Source organism: Microbacterium sp. (assembly GCF_031179285.1).
Lineage (GTDB): Bacteria > Actinomycetota > Actinomycetes > Actinomycetales > Microbacteriaceae > Microbacterium.
Genome location: NZ_JAPSHY010000018.1, coordinates 47,286 through 72,329 on the forward strand (window position 1 = coordinate 47,286; position 25,044 = coordinate 72,329).

At 69.0% G+C, this 25,044-nt stretch carries 22 protein-coding genes; 13 read left to right on the forward strand and 9 right to left on the reverse strand.

Translation table 11 applies throughout. From position 1 onward, the window contains the following. Positions 1 to 61 precede the first annotated feature (61 nt). The 9 genes from RIN18_RS12100 to RIN18_RS12140 all read left to right on the forward strand — a co-directional run bounded on the left by RIN18_RS12100 (position 62) and on the right by RIN18_RS12140 (position 13,202). Positions 62 to 1,840 (forward strand): hypothetical protein, encoded by a 1,779-nt coding sequence (locus RIN18_RS12100; RefSeq protein WP_309104230.1) that lies wholly within the window; start codon positions 62 to 64, stop codon positions 1,838 to 1,840. Then, on the forward strand, positions 1,837 to 3,684 hold the full coding sequence (locus RIN18_RS12105) for an MBL fold metallo-hydrolase (RefSeq protein WP_309104231.1): 1,848 nt from the start codon (positions 1,837 to 1,839) through the stop codon (positions 3,682 to 3,684). Before RIN18_RS12100 ends, RIN18_RS12105 begins: the two co-directional genes overlap by 4 nt. Continuing rightward, a complete protein-coding gene (locus RIN18_RS12110; protein WP_309104232.1) occupies positions 3,681 to 4,709 on the forward strand; it encodes a LacI family DNA-binding transcriptional regulator in 1,029 nt (342 codons plus the stop codon). The genes RIN18_RS12105 and RIN18_RS12110 overlap by 4 nt, the downstream gene beginning before the upstream one ends. A gap of 316 nt (positions 4,710 to 5,025) precedes the next feature. Next, positions 5,026 to 6,075 (forward strand): hypothetical protein, encoded by a 1,050-nt coding sequence (locus RIN18_RS12115; protein ID WP_309104233.1) that lies wholly within the window; start codon positions 5,026 to 5,028, stop codon positions 6,073 to 6,075. Between the two features lie 177 nt (positions 6,076 to 6,252). After that, positions 6,253 to 7,215, forward strand: a complete 963-nt coding sequence (locus tag RIN18_RS12120) for an ROK family protein (protein WP_309104234.1) — start codon at positions 6,253 to 6,255, stop codon at positions 7,213 to 7,215. Further along, positions 7,208 to 7,786 (forward strand): SIS domain-containing protein, encoded by a 579-nt coding sequence (locus RIN18_RS12125; protein ID WP_309104235.1) that lies wholly within the window; start codon positions 7,208 to 7,210, stop codon positions 7,784 to 7,786. The genes RIN18_RS12120 and RIN18_RS12125 overlap by 8 nt, the downstream gene beginning before the upstream one ends. After that, the gene (locus RIN18_RS12130) at positions 7,783 to 10,527 is read left to right on the forward strand and encodes a glycoside hydrolase family 38 C-terminal domain-containing protein (protein ID WP_309104236.1); all 2,745 of its coding nucleotides are present in this window, start codon (positions 7,783 to 7,785) and stop codon (positions 10,525 to 10,527) included. The genes RIN18_RS12125 and RIN18_RS12130 overlap by 4 nt, the downstream gene beginning before the upstream one ends. Next, a complete protein-coding gene (locus RIN18_RS12135; protein WP_309104237.1) occupies positions 10,524 to 12,404 on the forward strand; it encodes a hypothetical protein in 1,881 nt (626 codons plus the stop codon). Before RIN18_RS12130 ends, RIN18_RS12135 begins: the two co-directional genes overlap by 4 nt. A gap of 96 nt (positions 12,405 to 12,500) precedes the next feature. Continuing rightward, positions 12,501 to 13,202 (forward strand): alpha/beta hydrolase, encoded by a 702-nt coding sequence (locus tag RIN18_RS12140; RefSeq protein ID WP_309104238.1) that lies wholly within the window; start codon positions 12,501 to 12,503, stop codon positions 13,200 to 13,202. 14 nt (positions 13,203 to 13,216) lie between these two features. On the opposite strand, the gene RIN18_RS12145 is transcribed toward RIN18_RS12140, so the two are convergent. The 5 genes from RIN18_RS12145 to RIN18_RS12165 all read right to left on the reverse strand — a co-directional run bounded on the left by RIN18_RS12145 (position 13,217) and on the right by RIN18_RS12165 (position 17,718). Beyond that, the gene (locus RIN18_RS12145) at positions 13,217 to 13,684 is read right to left on the reverse strand and encodes a heat shock protein transcriptional repressor HspR (RefSeq protein WP_309104239.1); all 468 of its coding nucleotides are present in this window, start codon (positions 13,682 to 13,684) and stop codon (positions 13,217 to 13,219) included. A 23-nt stretch (positions 13,685 to 13,707) separates the two neighbouring features. Continuing rightward, a complete protein-coding gene (locus RIN18_RS12150) occupies positions 13,708 to 14,688 on the reverse strand; it encodes a DnaJ C-terminal domain-containing protein (protein ID WP_309104240.1) in 981 nt (326 codons plus the stop codon). Positions 14,689 to 14,698: 10 nt separating this feature from the next. Then, positions 14,699 to 15,343, reverse strand: a complete 645-nt coding sequence (locus RIN18_RS12155; RefSeq protein ID WP_309104241.1) for a nucleotide exchange factor GrpE — start codon at positions 15,341 to 15,343, stop codon at positions 14,699 to 14,701. Between the two features lie 2 nt (positions 15,344 to 15,345). Next, positions 15,346 to 17,214, reverse strand: coding sequence for a molecular chaperone DnaK (gene dnaK / locus RIN18_RS12160; RefSeq protein WP_309104242.1), 1,869 nt, complete (start codon positions 17,212 to 17,214; stop codon positions 15,346 to 15,348). A gap of 150 nt (positions 17,215 to 17,364) precedes the next feature. Beyond that, complete coding sequence (locus RIN18_RS12165; RefSeq protein WP_309104243.1) at positions 17,365 to 17,718, reverse strand: hypothetical protein; 354 nt, start codon at positions 17,716 to 17,718, stop codon at positions 17,365 to 17,367. 69 nt (positions 17,719 to 17,787) lie between these two features. Between RIN18_RS12165 and RIN18_RS12170 the strand changes: the two genes are divergently transcribed. The 3 genes from RIN18_RS12170 to lgt all read left to right on the forward strand — a co-directional run bounded on the left by RIN18_RS12170 (position 17,788) and on the right by lgt (position 20,712). Beyond that, positions 17,788 to 18,258, forward strand: coding sequence for a MarR family transcriptional regulator (locus tag RIN18_RS12170; protein ID WP_309104244.1), 471 nt, complete (start codon positions 17,788 to 17,790; stop codon positions 18,256 to 18,258). 94 nt (positions 18,259 to 18,352) lie between these two features. Further along, entirely contained in the window at positions 18,353 to 19,792 is a 1,440-nt protein-coding gene (locus tag RIN18_RS12175) for a DHA2 family efflux MFS transporter permease subunit (RefSeq protein ID WP_309104245.1), read from the forward strand. Next, positions 19,789 to 20,712, forward strand: a complete 924-nt coding sequence (gene lgt, locus RIN18_RS12180) for a prolipoprotein diacylglyceryl transferase (RefSeq protein WP_309104246.1) — start codon at positions 19,789 to 19,791, stop codon at positions 20,710 to 20,712. Before RIN18_RS12175 ends, lgt begins: the two co-directional genes overlap by 4 nt. Here the strand turns inward: lgt and RIN18_RS12185 are convergent. From RIN18_RS12185 to RIN18_RS12200, 4 genes are all read right to left on the reverse strand, one after another. After that, on the reverse strand, positions 20,699 to 21,496 hold the full coding sequence (locus RIN18_RS12185; RefSeq protein WP_309104247.1) for an aminoglycoside 3'-phosphotransferase: 798 nt from the start codon (positions 21,494 to 21,496) through the stop codon (positions 20,699 to 20,701). The two genes, lgt and RIN18_RS12185, sit on opposite strands and share 14 nt — an antisense overlap. After that, on the reverse strand, positions 21,493 to 22,008 hold the full coding sequence (locus RIN18_RS12190) for a GNAT family N-acetyltransferase (protein ID WP_309104252.1): 516 nt from the start codon (positions 22,006 to 22,008) through the stop codon (positions 21,493 to 21,495). Before RIN18_RS12190 ends, RIN18_RS12185 begins: the two co-directional genes overlap by 4 nt. A gap of 46 nt (positions 22,009 to 22,054) precedes the next feature. Further along, entirely contained in the window at positions 22,055 to 23,455 is a 1,401-nt protein-coding gene (locus tag RIN18_RS12195; RefSeq protein WP_309104248.1) for a DUF222 domain-containing protein, read from the reverse strand. A 96-nt stretch (positions 23,456 to 23,551) separates the two neighbouring features. Next, entirely contained in the window at positions 23,552 to 23,803 is a 252-nt protein-coding gene (locus tag RIN18_RS12200; protein WP_309104249.1) for a hypothetical protein, read from the reverse strand. A gap of 145 nt (positions 23,804 to 23,948) precedes the next feature. Here RIN18_RS12200 and RIN18_RS12205 point away from each other — a divergent pair, with 145 nt between their 5' ends. Continuing rightward, positions 23,949 to 24,893, forward strand: coding sequence for a hypothetical protein (locus RIN18_RS12205; protein WP_309104250.1), 945 nt, complete (start codon positions 23,949 to 23,951; stop codon positions 24,891 to 24,893). Positions 24,894 to 25,044: the final 151 nt, after the last annotated feature.

The window sequence follows — 25,044 nt, forward strand, 5'->3', positions numbered from 1 at the left end:
GGGAACGTTACTACACAAGTCACCACTCGCATATGAGAACGTTGTCACATAGACTGCATTCATGAGCTCCGCTCCCTCGATGACGAGTGCCTCTGACCGGCAGACGATCCGGGGGGCGAATTTCACCCTCTCGTGGCGAACGGGTCCCGGCGGTCTCGTCCGCTCCCCCTATTTCGAATTCGCTGACGCCGAGGGGCGACGGTGGATGCGGCTGTGCGCACTGTCGAGCGCGCACACGCTCTCGGCCCGCGATGAGGCGATGCTCATTCACGAGCCGCAGGTGCGCGCGGAGCCGGATGCCATCACCGTGTCCGTCCGCACCGAGTCGAGCGCCTGGGACGACCGCACGATCGAGCTTCGCTGCACCGATGATTCCGTTGAGGTCACGCTCACGGCCGAAGGCGCCGGGCGGCTCACCGATGTCACGCTCCTCGGCGGCGACGGCGTGCTCCCGACGGGAGCGGCCGGCACGTTCCGCTCGGGTTTCGATGCGCAGTCCCTCTATGTGCCGAGCCCCACCGAACCGGTCGCCTTCGTGCGCCCGGTGTGGTCGGCGGCATCCCTCGGCGTCGTCGGGGATGCCGACCCGGGTCGCTTGAACGGCATCTTCTCGCCGCCGCCACTGGCGCTCGCGTTCGGCCGTGCCCCCGCGACCGACGCGTTCACCCCGGGCGAAGGGCCGTGGCTCGCGGCGTGGCTGCGCGCGCCCGTCGAGCAGCTGGGCTTCACGACGCTGCGATTCGATCCCGTCGATGACGGCGGCCTCCTCCGCCTGGCATTCGAGGGACACACCTCCGTCAACGGCACCTGGCGTTCACCGTCGATCGTGCTGCGGCCGGTGGACTCGCCCGCCGACGCACTCGCCGAGTACCGCGCCGATCTCGAGAGCACCGGGGGCGCGCCCCCGCCCTCGAAGCAGGTCCACCCCTGGTGGCTCGAGCCGATCTTCTGCGGCTGGGGTGCGCAGGTGGCCCGTGGCGGCGCGCCCGCACCGGATCTCTGCCGCCAGGAGATCTACGACGAATTCCTCACGACCCTCGAAGGCGCCGGCCTCAACCCGGGCACGATCGTCATCGACGACCGCTGGCAGGCGCGGTACGGCACCGCCGAACCCGACACCGACGCGTGGCCCGACATGCGCGGCTGGATCGCCCGGCAGCACGCAGCCGGGCGGCGGGTGCTGCTGTGGTGGAAGGCCTGGGACCCTGCGGGTCTTCCCGCCGACGAGTGCGTGACGGATGCCGCCGGGCGGCCTGTCGCCGTGGATCCGGGGAGCCCCGCCTACCTCGCGCGCCTCGACAGCATGGTGGAGCGGCTGCTCTCGGCCGACGGCCTGGACGCCGACGGGTTCAAGGTCGACTTCACCCAGCGCACTCCCAGCGGCACGATGCTGCACTCCGCCCCCGACAGCGACGGCGTCTGGGGCATCGCCGCGCTTCATCGCCTCGTCGCGCGGCTGCACGCGGCGGCGACCCGCACCAAGCCCGACGCCCTCGTGATCACACACACCGTGCACCCCTCGTTCGGCGACATCGCCGACATGATCCGCACCAACGACGTGCTCGAGCATGACACCACCGGGACCCCGGTGTCGGTGGCCGCACAGCTGCGGGCCAGGCACGAGATCATCGACGCGGTCCTGCCCCGGCATCCGGTCGACACCGATCAGTGGCCCATGCCGAACCGCGACGAGTGGCTCGACTACGCGCGCTCGCAATCCGAGTTCGGCGTGCCGGCGCTGTACTACCTCGAGCGGGTGGGTGCGGACGAGCCGATCGACCTCGCACACCTCGCCGAGATCGCCCAGGTGTGGGACGACTACCGGGAGACCCTGAGATGACCGCGACGGCGATCGCGCGCGGCGTATGGCGCATCGCCGACACCTGCAACGTGTATCTCATCGTCGACCCCGGCGCACCGGAAGGGGCGCGCGATGCGGTGGCGGTCGATTTCGGGTCCGGACTCGCGCTCGACCATCTCGCCGAGCTCGGCATCCGGCGCATCAGTGATGTGCTGATGACGCACCATCATCGCGATCAGGGCCAGGGTCTGCCGCTCGCAGCGCAGCACGGCGCCCGCATCCACGTGCCACCGGTCGAGCGCGAGCTCTTCGACCGCGTGGAGGAGATGTGGGAGTCGCGACCCCTCGACAACGACTACCTGCTCCGCCAGGACCGGTTCTCACTGCTCGCGTCGGTGCCGGTCGACGCCGCCGTCCCCGAGTATCGCGACGTCGACCTCTCCGGGGTGCGGCTGCGGGTCGTGCCGACGCCCGGTCACACCATCGGTTCGGTCAGCTATCTGCTGCAGCGCGACGGCGAGACGATCGGGTTCTCGGGCGACCTCATCTTCGCCCCGGGGAAGGTGTGGTCGCTCGCGGCGACGCAGTGGTCGTACACCCAGAACGAGGGCCCGGCGATGACGGTGCTGAGCTCTCACATGCTCGCCCGCGAGGGCGTCACCCGCCTGGCACCCTCGCACGGCGAGGTGATGGACGATGCGGCGAGCGCCCTGCTCCAGTTGGCTGCGACCATGCAGGAGTACGTCGATTCACGGCGCTCGTATCCGTGGGATCTGCTCGCCCGTCTCGACGACCCGTACCTCGCCTTGACGCCGCACCTGCTGCTCAATCGCACGTCGATGTCATGCTCGTACGTGGTGCTCTCCGAGACCGGTGAGGCGCTCATCATCGACTACGGCTACGACATGACCACGGGCCTGCCACCCGGTCAGGAGCGGGCGTCGCGACGGCCATGGCTCGCGTCGCTGCCCGCGCTGCGTCAGCAGTACGGCGTGACGCGCATCACCGTCGCCCTGCCGACCCACTATCACGACGACCACATCGCGGGGATGCCGCTGCTGCGCGATGTCGAGGGAACGGAACTCTGGATCCCGGAGAACGTCGCGCCCACCATGGCCGATCCGTGGCTCGAGGATCTGCCCTGCCAGTGGTACGACCCGATCATCGCCGACCGCATCCTGCCGCTGGACGAGCCCTTCACCTGGAACGAGTACACGTTCACCGCTCACGCCCAGCCGGGGCACACCCTGTACGCCGTGGCGTACTCGCTCCAGATCGACGGCATGACCGTCGTCTTCACCGGCGACCAGCAGGAGGGTCTCGGCGGACGCGACGGCCGGCGCGACATCATGAACTACCAGTACCGCAACCTCTTCCGCATCGGCGACTACGCGCAGAGCGCCGCGCTGTATCGGCGGATCGGTCCCGGTCTCATGGCGAGCGGCCACTGGGAGCCGCGCTGGGTCGACGACGAGTATCTCGACTACCTGGCGACGGCGGCCCAGCAGGTCGACGGCCTGCACCGGCGGTTGCTTCCGCTGGACGAGATCGGCATCGGCCCCGACGGTCAGGCGGCGCGGCTGCTGCCCTACCGGAGCACCGCCGAGGTCGGGGAAGAGGTCGGCTTCACCGTGCGGGTGCGCAATCCGCTGCCCGAACGCGCCGCGGCACGGATCGCTCTGGTCTTGCCGCTAGGCTGGCGCTCGTCCCAGCCCGAGCTCGCCCTTGATCTCGGACCGAGCGAGGAGGCCTCCGTGCAGCTGACCGTGACCCCAGCCGCTGTCGGTCGGCGCCAGCGCCTGGCCATCGACGTGACGATCGGCGACCTGCGCCTGGGCCAGCACGCCGAGGCGCTCGTGGACGTCTCTGGACCACGGCCGTGAGCGAGCCGCGCCGCCGGCCCGTCGAGCGCCCCACGATCCGCGAGGTCGCCGACGCCGCCGGTGTCTCCCGCTCGACCGCATCGCGAGCGCTGTCGGGCAACGGCTACGCGGCCCCCGAGGTGCGCGAGCGGGTGCGGGCGGTGGCCAAGGAGATCGGCTACGTCGTCGATGCGACGGCCCGCAGCCTCAAGCAGCGCACGAGCCGCTCGGTCGGCGTACTCGTGTCCGACCTTCGCAACGTGTTCTACGCGGAGCTCGCCTCCGGGATCGGCGACGAGGCTCGCGCGCACGGCAGGACGCTCGTGCTCGTCGATCTGCGCGGCGATGGCGATGATGAACTCGAGGCGGCCGAGGTGCTCGTGACGTCCCGCGTCTCGGGTGTCATCGCAACGCCGGTCTCGGGTGAGCTCGGGCGCTTTCTCGGGCGCATCGGCGTGCCGCTCATCGAGGTCGACCGCCGCTTCGACGCCGACGAGCACGACGCCGTCGTCATCGACAACCGCTCCGCCGCGCGCGACACCACGAACCGACTGCTGGATGCCGGTCATCGGCGGATCGCCCTGCTGATCGACGAGACCGAGTGGACGACCGGCGAGGAGCGGCAGCAGGGGTATCTCGACGCCCTCGAAGCGCGGGAGATGCCCGCGGACGACTCGCTGATCGTGCAGGCGGGGTGGGATGCCGAGGAGGCGACGGCCGCCGCGCGGCGCCTGCTCTCGCTCCCTGACCGTCCCACCGCGGTGTTCGCCGCCAACAACGTGCTCACCGAGGGCGTCTGGCGTGCTGCCGCCGAGCTCGGTCTCGGCATCCCCGCCGACGTCAGCGTCGTCGGCTTCGATGACGCACCGTGGATGAGCATGGTGCAGCCCGGTGTCTCCACCCAGCTGCAGGATGCCGGCTCTATGGGCGCCGCCGCCATGCGCGCGCTGCTCGAACGCATCGAGGCGCCCGACGCACCGGCGCGCACGATCGTCATGCCGACCCGATTCCTCGACCGCGGGTCGATCGCGGCCCCGCCGGACTGAACCTCAGCCGAGCGTCGAGCCGGGACTCACGAGAATGCGGTGATGGTGCTCGCGGGTCATGGTCTATCTTCACGCGGGTGCGGAGCGATCTCCGCGATGGGATCTACCCGTCGAGCCAGGGCTGAGTGTGTACGCGGCTGCTACGTCGGAAACAAGGGAATCAGTGCTCGCGACATGACCGCCATGGCCTGCTTGAAGCAGCTGCCCGCCGAGGTCGAGGCGAGGGCTGGTCCGCGCGCGACTTTCTCAAGGCTGATGCTGGGCGTACTCCGGGGCGGCGGAGACCCGGCCGGCGCCCACGTCGTAGCCTGAAGGTGTGATGGCATCAACGGGGCGCGCTCGAGCGAAGGTGTGGGATGACCTGGCGGGAGAGGCGTGGCAGAGCCGCCGGGGCGCTGTCGACCTCGCTCTCTTGAAGGACATCCGCAAACGCCTGGCGAAGCGCACGTTCGGCGACCGCGGGGCCGATGCTGCCCTGGTCGTGCACGATGCGGCCGTCATGGCCGTCAACCCGCAGATCGGCCACGCCGTCCGTGCGGTGTGGGAGCCGGTGCACCGCCGTGACGATCGCGAGGACCGCGGCCGCTCGGATGTCGAGAAGGAGGGCACGACCGACCGCGCGCACGACTCGGCGGCGCCGGTGCGGTCGGGAGCCGCCTGGGCGAGCACCGGGCTGGCCCTCGCAATCCTCTCCGCTGCCGTCTTCGGCCAATCGGCACTCATCAGAAGCGACGCCTTCCTGCTGACCGAGCCGGCTGCAATCGTGTTCTCCGCCGCGACGATGCTCGTCTCCTTCGTGTGCCTCTACCGCTACGACCGAGGCGTCGCGGCCGGGACGATGCAACGGTGGGAGCTCCTCCCCGCGCGGCACCTCGTGATCGCCGTCATTCTCTATGCACTCGCGTGCGTGCTCGCGGTCGCCCGCATCGTCATCCACCCGGGCGATCTGTCGGTGCTCGTGGTGGCGGCATTCGCCCTGCAGTTCGTCGTGCTCGTCGGGTCGATCGCACTCCTCTCCGGACGAGGGGGCGACCGTCGCTCCGGAAGGACGGAAACCGGCACAGCCGGCAGCGGCGCCGCGGGCTCGGGGGAGAAGTATCTTTCCGGCTCGCGTACGTTGAACGCGACCGATGGTGCCGCCCGCACTTCCGACCCCAGCGGCGCCGCCGCAGCCGAGCTCGACGCCCACGCGTCAAGCGCACGACAGAGAGAGAGGGCGCTGCTCGAGCGGCTTCCGCGCGTGGACCGCGAGACGATCGTCTCGTTGCAGCTCCATGTTCTGCGCGAGCTGCTGCTCGCTGATCGTCTCACCCCGTGCGGCGTCGCGGAAGCGATCGCGACGGTGCGGGAGCGCTGGGGCGACTGATACCAGCGGCTGGGATAGCCGCCCCGAGGCGTCCTCGGCTTGAGGGGTCGCTCGGTGTCATCGACGATGCCCAGGGCGGGTCGTTCTTCGCACTTGTGAGGGAGCTTCTCATTGCTATGATGTGGGAACGATGTCACACAGGCGTGCACGGGGGTGTCGCGCAGTCCGGAGGAACGAATGGCAAAGCAGCAGGCCGTGCTGGCGCTCGACATCGGCGGCACCAAACTCGCTGTCGCCATGGTCACTCCGGACGGCGAGAGCCACGGGTTCCTCTCTGAGCCGACCGACAAGCAGCGCGGACCGGATGCCGTCATCGCCCACCTCTTCGACATGGGCCGCCGCAGCATCGCCGCAGCCGACCTCGGCGCTCCGGCCGCGGTCGGGATCAGCTGCGGCGGTCCGCTGGACGCCACGACCGGAGTACTCACCCGGCCCCTGCACCTGCCCGGCTGGATCGACGTGCCGATCGTGGCGCTGGCGAGCGAGGCGTTCGGAGTTCCAGCCGTCGTCGAGAACGACGCCACCGCCGCGGTGCTGGGCGAGCACCGATACGGCGCCGCGCGCGGCGCGGAGATCGCGCTGTACCTGACGCTCTCCACCGGAGTCGGAGGCGGTTCGATCATCGACGGGCGTCTGCATCGCGGTGCCGCGGGGAACGGCGGCGAGTTCGGCCACCTCACCGTCCGCCCCGGCGGGCGGCAGTGCGCGTGCGGACGGCGGGGGTGCCTCGAGGCGTACGCGTCCGGCACGAACATCGCCGTGCGCGCGCGCGAACTGCTCGCCGAGAGCGACCGCCCCTCGAGCCTGCGCGACGTCGACGTCGTGCGCGCCGAGCACGTGTCGGCGGCGGCCGCCGAGGGGGATCCGCTGGCCCGGGAGCTGTGGGATGACACCACGGCGCTCCTCGCCCAGGCGGTGACCGACCTCGTCAACGTCTTCGAACCCCACGTCGTCGTCCTCGGCGGCGGCGTGACCAGGGCCGGTGCCCTTCTGCTCGACCCCGTGCGCGACATCGTCCATTCCACTGCCATGCCGCCCGCCGCCCGCGCCGTCGTCACCCTCGCGGGTCTCGGCGACGAGGTGTGCGTCATCGGTGCCGGCGCCCTCGCCCTCGACCTCCTGGAGGAGACCCGTGTCTGACTGGCTCGATGCCCAGCTCGACGCCCATATCCGCACCGCCACCGCCGCCGAACCACTCCTCGCCGAAGTGCGCGCCGTCGGCGACATGCTCATCGACGCGTTCACCCGCGGCGGAACGCTCTACACGCTCGGCAACGGCGGCAGCGCCGCCGACGCCCAGCACTTCACCGGTGAGCTCATCGGCCACTATCGCCGTGATCGTCGGCCGCTGCCGGCGGTCACCCTCACCACCGATGCCACCGTCTCGACCTGCATCGCCAACGACTACGCCTTCGAAGACGTGTTCTCGCGCCAGGTCGAGGCGCTCGCCGGGCCCGGTGACGTCGTCGCCGCGTTCACGACCTCCGGTCGATCGGCGAACGTGATCAATGCGCTCACCGCGGCTCGGGCGAACGGCGCGACCACGCTGCTGTTCGCGGGCGGCGACGGCGGCCCGTCGCTGCCGCTGGCCGACCACGCCCTGATCGCACCGTCGACCGAGACCCCCCGGATCCAGGAGCTGCACACCTTCCTGCTGCACGCCCTTTCCGAGATCCTTGACGCGTGGGCAGCCGGAGAGGACCTGTCATGACCATCCCCGCAGAGCGAGATACCCCGACCGCAGAGCACGACACCACGGTCGCAGAGCCCGGCGACGCAGCCGTCGCCGAGCACGCCCACAGCGTCGAGGCCGCAGGCCTCCTCGCGGAACCGCCGGGCGTCTCACCCGACGACCCCGCCGTCACGGGTTCGCAGACGAAGGCTCCGACCGCCAACGCCCCCTCCGGGGAGCAGCGCGGTCTCACTCCGACGCCGCGCCCGGTCGCCACACACGAGCGCACCGTGCACATGATCGGAAACGCCCACCTCGACCCGGTCTGGCTCTGGCCGTGGCAGGAGGGGTACCAGGAGGCGCGGGCGACGTTCTCGAGCGCGCTCGACCGCATGGATGAGTACCCCGACTTCATCTTCACCTGCGACCAGATCGTGCTGCTGTCGTGGGTCGAGGAGCAGGATCCTGCGCTGTTCGCCCGCATCCAGGAGCGTGTCGCCGAGGGCCGATGGGTGAACGTCGGCGGCTGGTGGGTCGAACCCGACTGCAACATGCCGATGGGTGAGTCCTTCGCCCGTCAGGGCCTGTACGGCCAGCGCTACCTGCAGTCGCGGTTCGGGAAGATCGCCTCAGTCGGGATGAACGTCGACCCCTTCGGTCACAGTGCGAGCCTGCCGCAGATCCTGCAGGGGCAGCGCATGGACTCGTACTGTTTCCTGCGGCCAGGCCCTCACGAGGGCGACCTCGACGACACGCTGTTCCACTGGGAATCCCCCGACGGGTCACGTGTGCTGGGGTACCGCATCCCCTTCGAGTACTGCAGCCCTCCCGGCGACGTCTCCTGGCAGACCGAGAAGTCGCTCGGCCAGTTCGATCGCGCCCTCGGCGACATGATGGTGTTCTACGGCGTCGGCAACCACGGCGGCGGTCCCACCAAGGCCAACATCGAATCCATCCACCGGTACGACCGGATGGGCACCTTCGGGAGGATGACCATGTCGTCACCGCGCCGCTACTTCGACGAGATGCTCGCCCGCGGCGAGGGGTTCCTCGACGGCCTCACCGTGCGCCGCGACGACCTGCAGCACCACGCGCCTGGGTGCTACTCGGCGCACTCCGGCATCAAGGCCTGGCAGCGCAAAGCTCAGTGGGCGGTGCTCTCGGCCGAGCGCTGGGCGGCGATCGACGTCTCTCTCGGGGGCGATGACTACCCCCGGGAGGATCTCGAGCGCGCGTGGAAGCAGATCCTCTTCAACCAGTTCCACGACATCCTGCCCGGCTCGGCCATCGAGCCGTCGTACGACGACGCCCGCGACCAGCTCGGCGAGGCGATCGCGATCTCGAAGCGCATCATCACCCGCGCACACAACCGCATCGCCCGGCGCATCGACATTCCGATGGACACCGCTACCCAGCCGGTCGTCGTGTTCAACCAGCATCCGTGGCCTGTCTCTGTCGAGGTCGACATGCAGTACGGCGTGCAGCCGACCGGAGTGCGGGTCGTCGATCACGAGGGAACCCCCGTGCTCTCACAGGCGACGCAGTCGACGGCGACGACCGGCGACCGCGGCCGGGGCGCGGTGACCTTCCGTGCCGAGGTGCCCGCGCTCGGCTACTCCGTGTATCGGCTGCTACCGGGGCCGGCGCTTCCGGCCGAGAGCGGCCTCGTCGTCGCAGACGACGGAACGGTCATCGAGAACGCCCATCTGCGTGTCGAGCTCGATCCCGCAACCGGCGACGTCATCTCGCTGCTCGACAAGGACACCGGCGTCGACCCGCTGCGGGGCACCCGCGGCCAGCCGCGCACGGCCGTCTGCGACGACCCGACCGACACCTGGGGCCACCGCGTGGTGTCGTATGCGTGGCCCGGGGCGGTGATGACGCTGGACCGCATCGTCGTGCGCGAGACCGGTCCGCTGCGCTCCCGCGTGCGCGTCGAGCGATCCTGGGGCGCGAGCTCTCTCATCGAGGAGTACCTGCTCGCCCACGACTCCCGAGCCCTCCGCGTCGATGTCACCATCGACTGGCGCGAGAAGGCGCATCTGCTGAAGCTGCGGTTCCCGGTCGGACTCGACGATCCGTCGGCGACCTACGAGATCCCGTACGGCACCATCGAGCGCCCGGTCGATGGAGCCGAAGAGCCGGCCCAGTCCTGGGTCGACCTCACCGGCACCGTCGACGGTGCGGCCGCCGGACTCACGGTGATCTGCACCACGAAGCACGGCTGGGACGTCTCCCCCGCCGGCTCCGCCGGACTCGATGTGCCGAGCATCGGCATCACGGCTGTCCGCAGCCCCGTGTACTCATGGCACGACCCGCGACTGCTCGACCCGGACGGCATCTACTCGTTCCAGGATCAGGGCGTGCAGCACTTCCGGATGGAACTCGTCCCGCACACCGGCGACTGGCGGGCCGCTCAGCCCACGAGGCGCGCCGCGGTGCTCGGGGCTCCGGTCAGGGCCCAGCAGGAATCGTTCCACGACGGCGACCTCCCCGGCGAGCGCAGCTTCGTCGACGACGGCTCCGGCGCGGTGATGATCACCGCGGTGAAGGGCAGCGAGGACGTGCCGGACGGCGCCGTCGCCGACATCGTGATGCGCGCGGTGGAGACCCGCGGGCAGGCGGCATCCGCACGTCTGGAGCTTCCGTTCGTCGGACGGGTCATCGAGTCCGAGTTCCGCCCGCACCAGGTGCGCACCTTCCGCGTCTCCCTCGACCCGGAGGGCGAGATCGTCGAGGTCGATCTGCTGGAGTGGCCGCTGGGCGAGCAGCTGACGTGAGTGACGCCTCGGCGCCGCCGCTGTCGCCGACGCCGGCGGCGCCGGTGCCCACCGTCGAGATCCTCGACGCCGACCCGAGCGCCTTCGCGATCGAGACCCGCTCAGCCGACGAGAGGTACGTCGTCCGGGTGCGCCATCTCGGCGCGCAACCGACGGATGCCGCGGTACGCGTCTCGGTGCGGGTGCCGGCGGCGGACCCGTGGTGGCTGATTCCGGGACTCTTCTACGGGGGCGGCCGCCCGGCCGAGAACGACCGGCCCTACCCCCGTTTCGAGGCGGATGCCGAGACCACCGAGCTGCATGAGCGGTTCGTGAGCAGCGAGTGGCAGTTCCGTTCGGATCGCGCGGCGACTCCTGTCGTGTTCGTGTGGCCCGGGGAGGGAGCGCCCGGCGTCGCGCTCTCGGTTGCGCCAACGACCTCGCTGGGCCTGACCGGCATCGGCTTCTCGGGAGCAGGCGGGGCCCATGCGGTGCTCAAGGCGACCTTTCCGTCGCGGGAGTTCCCGGTCACGTATTACGGCGATGCGACCCCGCGACCCGCCGACATCCTGACCCACCGGTTCGAGCCGGGCGAGGTCGCCGAGCTCGACGTGCGCGTGCACGCCCTGTCGGCCGACCGCCACGACTATGCGCCCGTGCTGCGCGCGCTGCACGCCGAATCGGCGCAGAATGCGCCACTTCGCCCGTGGGTCGACATCCCGACGGCCGCCGACCTCAGCGCCGAGGGGCTGCACCGTTGGCACTACGACCCGGACCCCGGAGTCCTGCTCGAGACGGTCGGCTTCGACCGCGAGGTCTTCGGCCGGGACGGTCGGTCCGTGGATCGGCAGGCCATGCACGTCGGGTGGGTGTCCGGCATCCCGTGGGCGTACGCGATGCTTCGTCACGCGACCCGCACCGGCGACACCGCGATGCTCTCGGCGGCCGCGGACGTCATCGACTTCTGCACCTCGTCGCTCTCGCCGAGCGGAACCTTCTGGGGCGTGTGGTACCGCGAGGGCGGGTGGACGCAGAGCTGGACGACGCGTCATCGCGGACTGCACGGCCGCACGCTCGGGGAGGCGACTCAGTTTCTGGTGCGCGCCATCGCGCTCACGGCCCGTGACGACTGGCGGCGGGCGGCGATCTCGAACCTCGAAGTCGTCGTGGGCCGGCAGCGCGACGACGGCAACCTCGGCAGCATCCACCACGCCGAGACCGGAGAAGTGCTGTCGTGGGAGGGTTCTGCCGGGCTGGCCTGGGTCGGCGCCCTCGCGGAGGCCGCCGACTGGGACGATCGCTACCTTCCGGCGGCCGTGCGAGCCGGTGACTGGTACGCCCGGTTCGTGCTCGACGAGAACCTGCACGGCGCGCCGGAAGACGTCGATCTCGCCGGAACCAGTGAGGACGGCTATGTCGCCGTCATGGCGTATCTGGCGCTTCACCGCGCGACCGGAGAGCCCAGGTGGCTCGACCTCGCGCGTCGCGCGGCGGACTTCGCGCTGACATTCCGCTACACCTACGACGTCGACTTCGCCGCCACCTCGATGCTCGGCATCTACGACTTCGGCACGCGCGGCGCCGACCAGGCCTCCCCCTCCAACCAGCACCTGCACGCCTACGGGCTCATCATGACCCGAGAGATGCTCGAGCTGTCCGAGGCGACGGCGGATCCCCACTACCGCGAGCGCGCGCTCGAGTCCCTCGCCTGCTTCCGCCAGTTCGTCGCGCGCTTCGACGGCGACTTCAACGCCTACCGGGGCATGGTGACCGAGCGCTACTACCAGACCGAGTGCTTCCAGCCGAAGGGGATGCTGCTGACGCTCTCGCATGCGTGGAGCGCAGGGGTGCTGCTCCTCGGCTGCGAGGACGCGATCGACGCCGGCGTCACAGTCTGATCCGGCCGGCGATTGCACAACGAAGAGAAGTGAGCAAGGGGCTCGGAGAAGCGCTTCTCCCGGTCGAGGATTGCGGCATCCGAGAAGGAGGCGCCCGTGCACGTGATCCTGGTCCCCGGCCTGTGGCTGGACGCGTCGTCGTGGCGTGACGTGGCGGCCCGGCTCTCCGCCGCGGGGCACTCCCCGCACCCGGTGACCCTGCGCGGGCTGCATTCCCGGACCGCCGACCGCTCGGGCGTGATGCTCGCCGATCACGTTGCCGAGATCGTCGCCGCGATCGAGTCGTGCGGTGAGCCCGTCGTGCTGGTGGGTCACGCCGAGGCGTGCGGACTCGTGCACGCCGCCGTGAACAGGGTGCCCGATCGTGTCGTGCGCGCCGTCCACATCGGCGGGTTCCCGAGCGCCGACGGCACCTCGGTGCTCACCGGATGCCGACCGGATGCCGGAAATGACCTCGAATCGTCGGACGATCCTGCGCTCTCCGCCGTCTGCTCACGCATCCGTGACAACGAGACGAGGGTGGTCGATGCCGAGCAGCGCCTCACCGACGAGCGCCGGTTCGATGTGCCGGTCACCGTGGTCGCGACGGAGTTCACCGCCGACGACGTGCGCCGGTGGATGCAGGCGGGCGTGCACCCCGCGCAGGAGCTGGCCAGGATCCGCGATGTGACGGTCGTCGACCTGCCCTCGGGGCGGTGGCCGCAGATCGAGCACGGGACGGCCTTGTCACGGATCCTGCTCGAGGCGATGTCGGGGGTGGGCGTAACCGCACCGGAAGCCCCCGCCGAGGTCGGCTGACCGAGTCGCGGCGCTCAGCCGCGTTCGCGATCCTGGCGCTCGCGGTCCTGACGATCCCGATCGCCGCGCGGATGCCAAAGCACGACCTCCGTCGAGCGACGGATGCGGCGCCCGTTCGGCATGGGGATCACTCCCGCCGCCCCGGCGGCGAAGACGCGCAGACCGGGCCGGTTCTGCCGTTCGGCGCGAAGCGCGCTCTGAAGTTCGGAGACGCGGCGGCGCAGCGCGCGGTTCTCGTCTTCGAGGTCGAGCAGCCGCGCGATCGCCGGCAGGCTCATCCCCTCGGACGAGAGTTGTGCCACCTCGCGGAGCTGCTCGATGTTGCGGGTGGAATACCGTCGCGACCCTCCGGCCGTACGACCGGGGACGACGAGGCCGACCCGGTCGTACTGCCGCAGCGTCTGGGGATGCATGCCGGCGAGCTCGGCGGCGACCGCGATCGCGAACACCGGCGTGTCGGCATCCATATGCCGCTCAGCCATCGAGCTCACCTCCTCCTCGCATGTCAGCGCCTGGCCTTGGCCATCAGGTCGGCCCGCGGGTTCTCGGACGGCTCGAGTTCCTGGAACTTCTGCAGTGCCTCTCGCGCGGCCTCATCGAGGTGCGTGGGCACCGCGACCTGCAGTTCCGCGAGAAGGTCGCCGGTTCCCTTGGAGGTGGTGACCCCTCGCCCCTTGACGCGCAGCACGCGTCCCGAGGGCGTGCCGGGCGCGACGCGCAGCTTCACCACGTCGCCGCCGAGCGTCGGCACCTCGATGGTCGCTCCGAGCGTCGCCTCGGTGAACGTCACCGGCACGACCAGACGCAGGTTCAGCCCGTCGCGGGTGAAGACCGGGTGCGGGCGCACGGTGATCTGCACGACGATGTCGCCGCTCTCGCCGCCGTCGGGCGAAGGACGCCCTCGGCCGCGCAGCCGGATCTTCTGCCCGTCTGCGACACCGGCGGGGATCTTGACCTTGAACGGCTTGCCGTCGTCACCCTGCAGGGTGATCGTCTCGCCCTTCACCGCGGTGACGAAGTCGAGCGTGGTGCGCGCCGTGACGTCAGCACCGCGCTGCGGTCCGCCAGCACCGCGGAAACCACCCGACGGCTGTCCGAATCGTCCGGATCCGAATGTGCCACCCTGGCCCTGGTTGAACATCGCGAAGATGTCCTCGAAGTCGGCGGTCTGGGTGCGTCCCTGCCCGAAGCGGCTGAACACGTCCTCGAACCCGCCGGCGCCGGAGCCGCTCGCGGTGAAGCGAGCACCGGAGCCCATGGCGCGGATCTCGTCGTATTCCTTCCGCTGCTCGGAGTCGGAGAGCACCGAGTACGCCTCGCTGACCTCCTTGAACTTGGCCTCCGCAGCGGCATCGCCCTGATTGGAGTCCGGGTGGTACTTGCGCGCCAGTTTGCGGTAGGTCTTCTTGAGGTCGGCGTCGGAGACGTCCTTCGAGACACCGAGGGTCTTGTAGAAGTCCTTGTCGAACCAGTCCTGGCTAGCCATCTACACCTGCCTACTCGGCCGGGACGGCGACGACGACCTTCGCAGGGCGCAGTTCGATGTCACCGAGACGATAACCCACCTCGACGACCTCGAGCACCGTGGTCTTGTCGGTGCCGGGGGTCGGCTGCTGGAAGATGGCCTCGTGACGCTGGGGGTCGAACTCCTCGCCCTTCTCGCCGTAGGACTCGACGCCGAGGCGCTCGACCACGGCGCGCACCTTGCCGGCGATCACCGCAAAGGGGGTGCCCTCGACGAGGTCGCCGTGCTGGGCTGCGCGGTCGAGATCGTCGAGCACCGGGATGAGACCCTTCGCGGCCTCACCCTTCGCCCGCTCGATCTCGACCTGACGCTGCTCCTCGGTGCGGCGGCGGTAGTTGGCGTACTCCGCCTGCAGCCGCTTGAGGTCGTTGAGCAGCGTGGACTCGAGGTCGGCGAGGACGGCATCCTCCGCCGCGGCCTCGCCGGTCTGCTCGGTGCCGAGGATGTCGTCGACCGTCAGGTCGTCGCCCGCCGCGTCGATCGGGGTCTCGTCGGATCCCTCTGCCGCAGCGGCCTCCGTTGAATCCGGGTTGCCGAGATCCGGCTGGGGGCCGGACGCTTCCGCGCCCGACCCCTCTTCCGGAACTCCGTTCTCGTCGAAGTTCTTGTCCGTCATGACTACTTCTTCTCGTCCTCGTCGTCGACGACCTCGGCGTCGATGACGTCCTCCTCGGAGGAGGCCTGCTCGTCGCCCGCGGGGGCGTCGCCCTCGGCCGAGGCACCGGCGGCGGCATCCGCCTGGGACTGCGCGTAGATCGCCTCGCCGAGCTTGCCCTGCGACTCGTTCAGCTTGTCGAACGCGGTCTTGACCGCGTCGTCGTCGTCACCGGCGAGAGCCGTCTTCAGAGCGTCGACGTCGGCCTGGACCGACTCCTTGACGTCGGTCGGCAGCTTGTCGTCGTTGTCTTTGATCAGCTTGTCGATCGAGTACGCGAGGGTCTCGGCCTGGTTGCGGGTCTCGGCGGACTCGCGGCGCTTCTTGTCTTCGGCCGCGTTCTCCTCGGCCTCGCGGACCATGCGCTCGATGTCTTCCTTCGACAGCGACGAGCCGCCGGTGATGGTCATCGACTGCTCCTTGCCGGTGCCCTTGTCCTTGGCGGACACGTGCACGATGCCGTTCGCGTCGATGTCGAAGGTGACCTCGACCTGAGGGATGCCGCGCGGGGCCGGCGCGATGCCGGTGAGCTCGAAGGTGCCCAGCGGCTTGTTGTCGCGGGTGAACTCGCGCTCGCCCTGGAAGACCTGGATCGCGACGGACGGCTGGTTGTCGTCTGCCGTGGTGAAGGTCTCGCTGCGCTTGGTCGGGATGGCGGTGTTGCGCTCGATGAGCTTGGTCATCATGCCGCCCTTGGTCTCGATTCCGAGGCTCAGCGGGGTGACGTCGATGAGCAGCACGTCCTTGCGCTCACCCTTGAGGACTCCGGCCTGGAGGGCAGCTCCCACGGCGACGACCTCGTCAGGGTTGACGCCCTTGTTCGCTTCCTTGCCGGTCTCGCGCTTGACGAGCTCGGCGACGGCGGGCATACGGGTCGAGCCACCGACGAGGACGATGTGGTCGATGTCGGCAACCTTGATGCCGGCCTCGCGGATGACGTCCTCGAACGGCTTCTTGGTGCGGTCGAGCAGATCCTTGGTGAGGTCCTCGAACTTCGCCCGGGTGATGGTCTCGGAGAGCGAGACCGGGCCCGAGTCGGTGAGCGAGAGGTACGGGAGGTTGATGCTCGTCGAGGTCGAGGAGGAGAGCTCCTTCTTCGCCTGCTCCGCAGCCTCCTTGAGACGCTGCAGGGCGATCTTGTCACCCGAAACGTCGACGCCCGTGGTCTCCTTGAACTGCTTGATGAGGAAGTCGACCAGGCGCTGGTCCCAGTCGTCTCCACCGAGGCGGTTGTCACCGGCGGTGGCACGCACCTGGATGGTGGAGAAGTCGTCGTCCTTGCCCACTTCGAGCAGCGAGACGTCGAAGGTTCCGCCACCGAGGTCGAAGACGAGGATGAGCTCGTCCTCCTTGCCCTTGTCGAGGCCGTAGGCGAGGGCGGCAGCGGTGGGCTCGTTGATGATGCGGAGCACGTTCAGGCCCGCGATCTCGCCGGCCTCCTTCGTGGCCTGACGCTCGGCGTCGTTGAAGTAGGCAGGAACGGTGATGACGGCATCCGTCACGGTGTCGCCGAGGTAGGACTCGGCGTCGCGCTTGAGCTTCATGAGGATGCGCGCGGAGATCTCCTGCGGCGTCCACTTCTTGCCGTCGATGTCGAAGCCCCAGTCGGTGCCCATGTGGCGCTTGACCGATGCGACGGTGCGGTCGACGTTGGTGACGGCCTGGCGCTTCGCGGTCTCACCGACGAGCACCTCGCCGTCCTTGGTGTAGGCGACCACCGACGGGGTCGTGCGGAAGCCCTCGGCGTTGGCGATGACCTTCGGCTCGCCACCCTCGAGGACGCTGACGACGGAGTTCGTCGTACCGAGGTCGATTCCAACAGCACGTGCCATGTGTTTTCTCCTTTGCTCCTGAATCCGGACGGTTCAGAAATCTGCGGCGGCTCAGCAAACCTGAGCCGGGATGACTCAAGGATACGTGGCGGTGCGGATGCTGTCAAACGAAGTTGATACCACAGGGCTCAAGTTTGAGCGCTGGCGCGGTCATGCACTCTGAGCCCATGCGGCGACAGGCAGGTTGAGCAGCACACCGACGAGATGGTCGGCGGGGAGAGCGCGCGCGACCTCGTCGGTCACGCAGTCCACTCGGCTCTGACGGTCCGTTGCGCGATCCTCCGTCCATTTCGAGTGGATCTCCACGACGACATCCAAATCGAATCGATCATCCGGTCGAACGTCGCGGAAGCGGATCATGACATCGCCCGGCTGCAGGTGCCCGTCATAGGGTTCGTCGCGGCAGGCGACTGCTCGCGAGACGATGTCCGGCAGCAGGTCGGCGAGCAGTCTCCGGGAGGTCTCGTCCACGCGAGGCGAGCAGGTGACGTCGATGATCGGCATGGTTCCAGCATGGCGAAAAACCGTTTGGAGTGGAACCTTCTCAGAATCAACGGCTTGTAGACTGCGCTCATGAGTGCACGCACAGTCAGCGACATGGTGCTCCAGCTGCAGATGCTCAGCCGCGCGATCGAAGTGCAGGCGGCCGCGCATCTCGAAGAGGCGGGAACCTCGCTCCGCAATCTGAGCGTGCTGCTCTGCGCCGTCTCCGGCGAGAAGACGCAGGGCGAGCTCGCAGAACTCGCCTGCCTGGACAAGTCGACCATGGTGCACACGCTCGACGAGCTCGAGCGGGGCGGGCTCGCCAGCCGCAAGCCCGCCCCGCATGATCGACGCGCCCGTGTGGTGGAGGTGACCGACCGAGGTCGCGAGCTGGTGGCCGCCACCGAAGCTCAGCTCGACAGCATCTACGAATCAGTGCTCGACCGCCTGCCGGAGGCGGACCGGGAACCGTTCCTGCGTTCGCTGAGCCTGCTCGCCGCAAACCCGATCGAAACGCCGAAGACGGCGGTGCGCGCCCCGCGACGGAGGTCGACGCGGTGAGCATCCGCAATTGATCTAGAAATAGATCGTCTAATTTTCAACTATCTGTTAGCGTTGGCGAAACGTCCGCTCCACCCCGAGGGAACCCATCGCCATGAAAACCACCCGCGCCCGCTGGATCGCGCTCATCGTCCTCTGCATCGGCACGCTGATGACGATCCTCGACGAGACGATCGTCAACGTCGCCCTTCCCGTGATGCAGAAAGAGCTCGGGTTCTCGCAGGGCGGAGTGTCGTGGGTGATCAACGCGTACCTCATCGCCTACGGCGGTCTGCTCGTGTTCGCCGGACGCCTCGGTGATCTGATCGGTCATCGGAAGGTTCTGCTCAGCGGCGTGGCTGTCTTCACCGCAGCGTCGGTTGCGGCTGGGCTCTCTCAGAATGCGGTGATGCTGGTCATCTCGCGATTCGCCCAGGGCGCCGGTGCCGCCCTGATCACCGCGGTCACTCTGGCGCTGATCGTGATGATGTTCACCGATCCAACGGAGCAGACGCGAGCGATCGGCTTCTACAGCTTCACCTTCGCCGGGGGCGGCGCGCTCGGGCTGCTGGTGGGCGGAGTGCTCATGCAACTGGCGAGCTGGCAGTGGCTGTTCTTCATCAACCTGCCGATCGGGCTAATCAGTTTCGTCGTCGGCTGGAGACTCCTGCCGCGCGGCCGCAGGCTCGGCCTGTCGGCGGGGCTCGACATTCTCGGAGCCGGGCTGCTGGTGTCGTCCGTCTCGCTGCTCGTGTACGGCATCATCAACGCGGAGCACCACGGCTGGGGCGGCACGACGCTGGCGTACCTGGGTGGCGCGGCGATCCTGCTGACCGGATTCATCGTCCGGCAGCGCCTGGCGAAGGTACCGCTGCTCGACCTCGGCGTCCTCCGCGATCGCAACGTCGCCGGCGCGAACGCCATCCAGTTCCTCGTCACGGGCGGCCTGTACGGCTCCTTCTTCATCGCGACGCTGCTGCTTCAGCAGGTGCTCGGATACACGCCGATGCAGATGGCGCTGTCCTTCGTGCCACTGGCTGTCGTCACTGCGATCGCGTCGATCCTCGTCGCTCCGTTCCTGACGGGCAGGTTCGGCGAGCGGATCACTCTCATCGTCGGGCTCGTCGTCTTCCTGGCCGGCGCTCTGCTGCTCGCCGGCGTACCGGCCGACGGCGCCTACGTCGCGAACGTGCTGCCTTCTCTGCTGCTGCTCGGCCTCGGCATCGGCACTGTACTGCCCCCGATCATGAGCCTCGCGATGTCGACCGCGAAGGATGATGAGGTCGGCGTGGTCTCCGGTCTCGCCAACTCGACGGGAATGATCGGCGGTGCACTGTGGACGGCGGTGGTCGCGTCGATCATCGGGTCGGTGGCCGGCGCGCTCACCGAATCCGGCAACGCCGAGCGCGCCGCCCTGAGCACCGGATTGATGCTCGGTTCTCTCGCCCTCGCCGCCGTGATCGTCGTCGCCCTGGCGGTGGCCGTCTTCGTGGTCCGCCGGCGCGGCGCAGATGAGGGAACGGCCGAGCAGAGCACGGAGGCGCTCGTCGCATGAGCGTCACCGGCATGCTCACGCAGAGCGCAGTCTTCAGCATCCCGAGCCCGCCGATCGATCACTTCGTGATCGGCCCGGTGCGGATCACCCTCTACGCCCTCTGCATCGTCGCGGGGATCGTCGTCGCGGTGCTGCTCACCAACCGGCGTCTCACCCGGCGCGGTGCCCCGCCGTGGGTGGTGATCGACATCGTGATGATCGCGGTGCCGCTCGCCATCGTCGGTGCCCGGATCTACCACGTGCTGACCCACCCGGCGGACTACTTCCGTGAAGGCGTCAACCCTCTCACCGCCCTGTACATATGGGAGGGCGGGATCGCGATCTACGGCGCGCTCATCGGGGGTGCGATCGGAGCATGGATCGGGGTTCGTCGTGCCGGCATCCGCTTCACGGCGTTCGCCGATGCCGTGGCCCCGGGACTTCTGCTCGCCCAGGCGATCGGACGGTTGGGCAACTGGTTCAATCAGGAACTGTTCGGCCAGCCGACTGACGCACCGTGGGGTCTTGAGATCGACGCCGACAATCCCGCCTTCCCCGAGGGGCTTGCTGCCGAGACGCTCTTTCACCCGGTCTTCCTCTACGAGGCACTCTGGGGCGTCGTCGGTGTCGTCGTGCTGCTCTGGGCCGGGCGTCACCTCCCGCTGCAGTGGGGTCGTCTGTTCGGCCTGTACCTGCTCTGGTACGGCAGCGGACGCTTCGCCTGGGAGATGATCCGCCTCGATCCGAGCGAGATGTTCCTCAGCATCCGCACGAACGGCTGGGCCGCGCTGCCGGGCATGGCTCTGGGCCTGGCCATCATCCTCATCCAGCAGCGGCGTCATCCCGAACCGGAGCGGTCGCCGTTCCGGCCGGGTCGTGAACCGCGCGTCGACGGCGAAGAGGCGCCGCTTGTGACGGCGGGGGTGATCAGCCCCAGGTGAGCGGATCGAGGTGGAGGTAGTCCTGTAGACGGATCGGGTCGAGGGTGCGCCCGTAGATCTGCTCGAATCGTGCACGGGCCTGAGCCGCGTCGGACCAGATCTCTCGCGCCGTCTCGAGGAGGAGTGCGAGGTCGGCGTGACGGTCGCCGCGGCCGGCACGGCCGAGGTCGATGAACCCGGCCACTTCGGCTCGTCGCGGGTCGATGAGGAGGTTGGCGAGGGTCAGATCGCCGTGCGTGACGACGAGATCGGTCGCTTCGAGGCTCTCGAGGTGCTCGCGCCGGGGTCTCAGGCGTGCGATGAGCAGGTCCGGAGACGTCTGCTGTTGTTCGACGGGAAGGAACTCGGGATTCACCGCGCCGCGTGAGACGACGCTCTCAGCGAGGTCGAATCGCCAGGCGACACCCGAGTCGAATGGACAGTCGGCCGGATCCACCGCGTGCAGCCGCCTCACCGCCGCGGCGATGGACGGCCATGCCACGATCAGCGCGGGGGCGTCGAGGGTGTCGGCGGGGACGCCGGCGACCGCTGAGGTGATGAGGATCGGGCCGCTTGTCGAGTCGGTGGTCCAGTCGAGTACGCGCGGCACGGGGATCCCAGCGTTGCCGAGCCATGTGAGCCGATCGCGTTCCGCCTCGAGGGCGGCGATCTGCGGTTCCGGCACGCGTTTCGCGTAGCGGCGTCCGTCGGATGAGTGGAACACCTCGGCTCCCGACTCGCCACGGTGCACCGGCATCCAATCGCTCTCGAGCAGGGTGAGGCCGCTGGGTCGCGCGTCGGTCATCGGCTCGTGATCCGTTCTTCACCATCGTGCTCGTGACTATCGCGCTCGTGCAGGTCGAACGCCATGCGGGGCAGGGTGCGGCCGGGAATGGATCCGCTGGGCGTCTGGCCGATACGGCGGGCGCCGTGGTGCCGGTAGAAGGGTTCGGCTCCGGGATCGGCATCGAGAGTGAGCCGCTGGATGCCGGACGCTTCCGCCTGCGTGAGCGCGTGACGAAGCAGCCGGCCGCCGAGGCCTGCGCCGATCCGTTCGGGAGCGACGAACAGCGCCGCCAGCTCGCCCTCCAGTGGGGCGGTTTCGTGGGTGGGGGTTTCGATGAGATAGAAGCCGAGCAGCTCGTCGCCCTGGGCGGCGACCCACATTCCCGGAGACCCGCATCGCTCCGGTGTGTAGGTCAGCTCGGCGCGGCACATCTCGAGGAACTCTGCGGAGTAGCCCCAGTGGGCCTTGGAGCGGAGAGCGAGATCCGAGATCGCCTCAGCCTCGCCCGCGACGGCACGGCGGATCGTCATCGAACTCACGTGGCTTCCTTCCGAGCTGGGCGGTACGCCCAGGACGCTACCAGGGTGGCGGGTGTGGGTCGCTGTCGGGTTCGATACCGGCATGTTCGGTGAAGGTGACCGTGTTCTGGGGTGGCGGGTGGTCGGTGTAGACCCGGCCGGTGGGGCTGGTCCAGGTGTAGATCCCGCCGTGGTGGTGTTCGACGTGCCAGGGGGTGTGGTGTTTGAGGGTGTGGTGTCTTCGGCAGAGGGCGCCGAGGTTGGTGTCGGTGGTGGGTCCGCCGAGTGCGGCGTCTTGGGTGTGGTCGAGGTCGCTGTTCCGGGCGGGGTATCCGCAGGCGGGGAATCGGCAGCGTTGGTCGCGGGCGGTCAGGTGGCGTTTGAGGTCGGCGGTGGGCCGGTACCGGTCGACAGTGAGGATGGCCCCCGTGACCGGGTGGGTGAGGACGCGATCCCACCCGGATGCCGCACCCGCGAGCGTTTTCGCGGTGACGGCGTCGACGGGGATGGTGCCGTCGAGTTCTGCCGGAGTTGTGTCCTGACCGAGGAGCGTGAGAACTGGAACCGTGACCGATACCTCGCCGGTGATCGCGGTGAGCATCCCGCCCTCGGTGTCGTGTCCGGTGGGTGCGCCGGTGAGGAGCAGGTCGAGGGCGAGATCGCACCGGGTCTGATCGATGGTGCGCGGATCCTGCGCGTCGGCGTCGGCGTCGGCGTCGCCGGCATCGGGCGCATCGACGGCGACCGACTCGGTGTGAGCGTCAGGGCAGGAGGGTGCGGCCTCACTGACCGCGTTACCGACGGTTCCGCTGTCCGCCCGCTGCAGAACCTGGGCCATTTGGGTGAGCCGGTCGTACGCGCCGTGCACGAGTGTCGCCGGGCCGAGGACGCCGAGTTCCGCCATCCCGTCGGTCAGATCGTTCACCCATACCCGGCGCTGCTCCCTGGCATCGCGGTGCCGCTCATCGAGAGGGCGGGGTTGGAAGCGTTCCGCGACCCGCCGGGCAAGCCGCGCCACCCGGTTCGGCGACTCCGACTCGGCGAACTCGACCAGCTGGGTCGAGTACGCATCCCGATCGGCGGGGTTTTGGAGGTGTTCGCCGGCGTCGACGATCACCCGGGCGTGGTTGGCGGTGATCCGCCCGGCGCCCTGCGCCTGCCACACCAACGGAAACCGTTCCACCAGGAACGATGCGGCAGCCATCCGGCGTTGCACGGTGCGGTCACTGACCCGCAACGCCGCCCCGAACTCCGCAGCCACCGTCCGCAACGCCAGATCCCCATAGTCCGGGTGCCCGGCCTGTTCCGCCACTTCCAACGCCAACCGTGCCCCGACTGCCAGCATCCCGTCACGCACCGCCTGCAGACTGCTGATCGTGCGCTCGATCTCCACCACCAATTCGGTGAGCGCACCCAAGGCGTCCACCTGCTCGATCGTTGCGTCCACCAGCGCCGTCATACCCCCATTACAACAGCAACCACCGACATTCAAACCCCAGATCCGAGCAAGAAACGCCGTGCCACGTCCGATCTTCGGCTGCCTCCCGGCTCGAACTCACGGGGCCGTGTCGTCGAGGTTACTCCGCGGCACTGGAGAGCTCGGCTCCACGGCATCCGTCGGACGGCGAAGGTATCGCAGCTGTATCCGGCATCCGATCGCGGTGCCGATCGATCCGGCCATCGTGAACCAGAGGCCGACGTTCTCGAAACCGTCCATGACCTCGCGAATGAACGATGCCAGCACGACCGCAGCGGCGACCGCGAAGAGCGTCCACCAGAATGCGCGCGAGCGAGCCAGACGTCTCATGAAGGGACCATCCCACACCGAGGCCGCGCAGTCCAGCGTCACACCTGCAATGGCGGAACACCCCCCGCAAGCCCGATGGGTACTCCGCACCATTGCCGTAGCGGGAGGTGACTGCCAGGATGAGCGGCACAACAAGGGGGAACAAATGAACGCCAGATCGCCACGGCTTCGAGCCCACGATGCCGCTCCCACGCGGAGACCACGCAACCCGCGTGCAGCGGCAGCGGCGATCATCGTCGGCGCCGCGCTCCTTGCCCCGACGCCGGCCATGGCCACCACGGCCACGCCGCCTGTGCAATTCCTCACCGAGGGTGAAGTCGAATTGCACACAGCCACGAAGAAGGACGAGGACTTCGCGCCGGGCACCGTGTACTGGGAGGTGCAGTTCCAGTGGAGTGACGGCTCGCGCCCCTATGTCGCCACGTGGGAACGCTCCGAGGGATCGTGGGAGTCCGCAGACGAAGCGAAGGCGCACTTCAACGACGGCGGCATCATCGCCGTGCTCACCGAGAGCCGCCAGTGCCGGGTCGCGGCAGTCCGGGAGATCGCGGCCGGAACCGCCTCGTACGAAGAGTTCCGCGCGCTGTCGGGAAGCGAGCAGGAGGGCTGGACGCTGGCGCCCGAGACCTGGCGTCAGATCGACGAGGCGTGCGCCTACACCCTGAAGGAAGAATGGGAGTGGTCATGGGAGCGCACGGCATCCACCACGGACGATGTGGGTGTCACGACCGTGCGCGTCCCGCTCGACGTGATGGGACCGGGCGAACACGAGCTGTTCGTCGCACCCTACGGATACGGATACGATCCCTCATCCCAGGAAGATCAGCAGTGCCGAGTGCACACCTGGCCGGACGGCGGCTGGGCGAGCCACGCGTGCCGCTTCGAGTGGCTCGAGACGGCCACCACCACCGTGACCGTGCCCGAGCCGCCGACCCCCACGGCTGCGCCTGCTGACGCTGCGGATTCGGCGGACCGTCCGAACGCGATCCCGATCGTCATCGCCGTCGGTGCCGGCCTCGCCCTCGTAGCGGGAGCGGTCGCGTTCATCGTCATCGCGAGACGGCGGCGCTCGACAGGCACTGCCCCCTGACTTGGGCGTGTCGGCGTCGCACTGCGGCGTCGCCGGCAAAACCGGCCGTGCGCTGCGAGATGAGCTCAGACGCGCGCAGCTCTTATATCGGCAGCCCCTTTGCCGGCGTGGTCGGCCGGATCCAGCGCCTCGCGCAGCTGCTGCTTAGCCC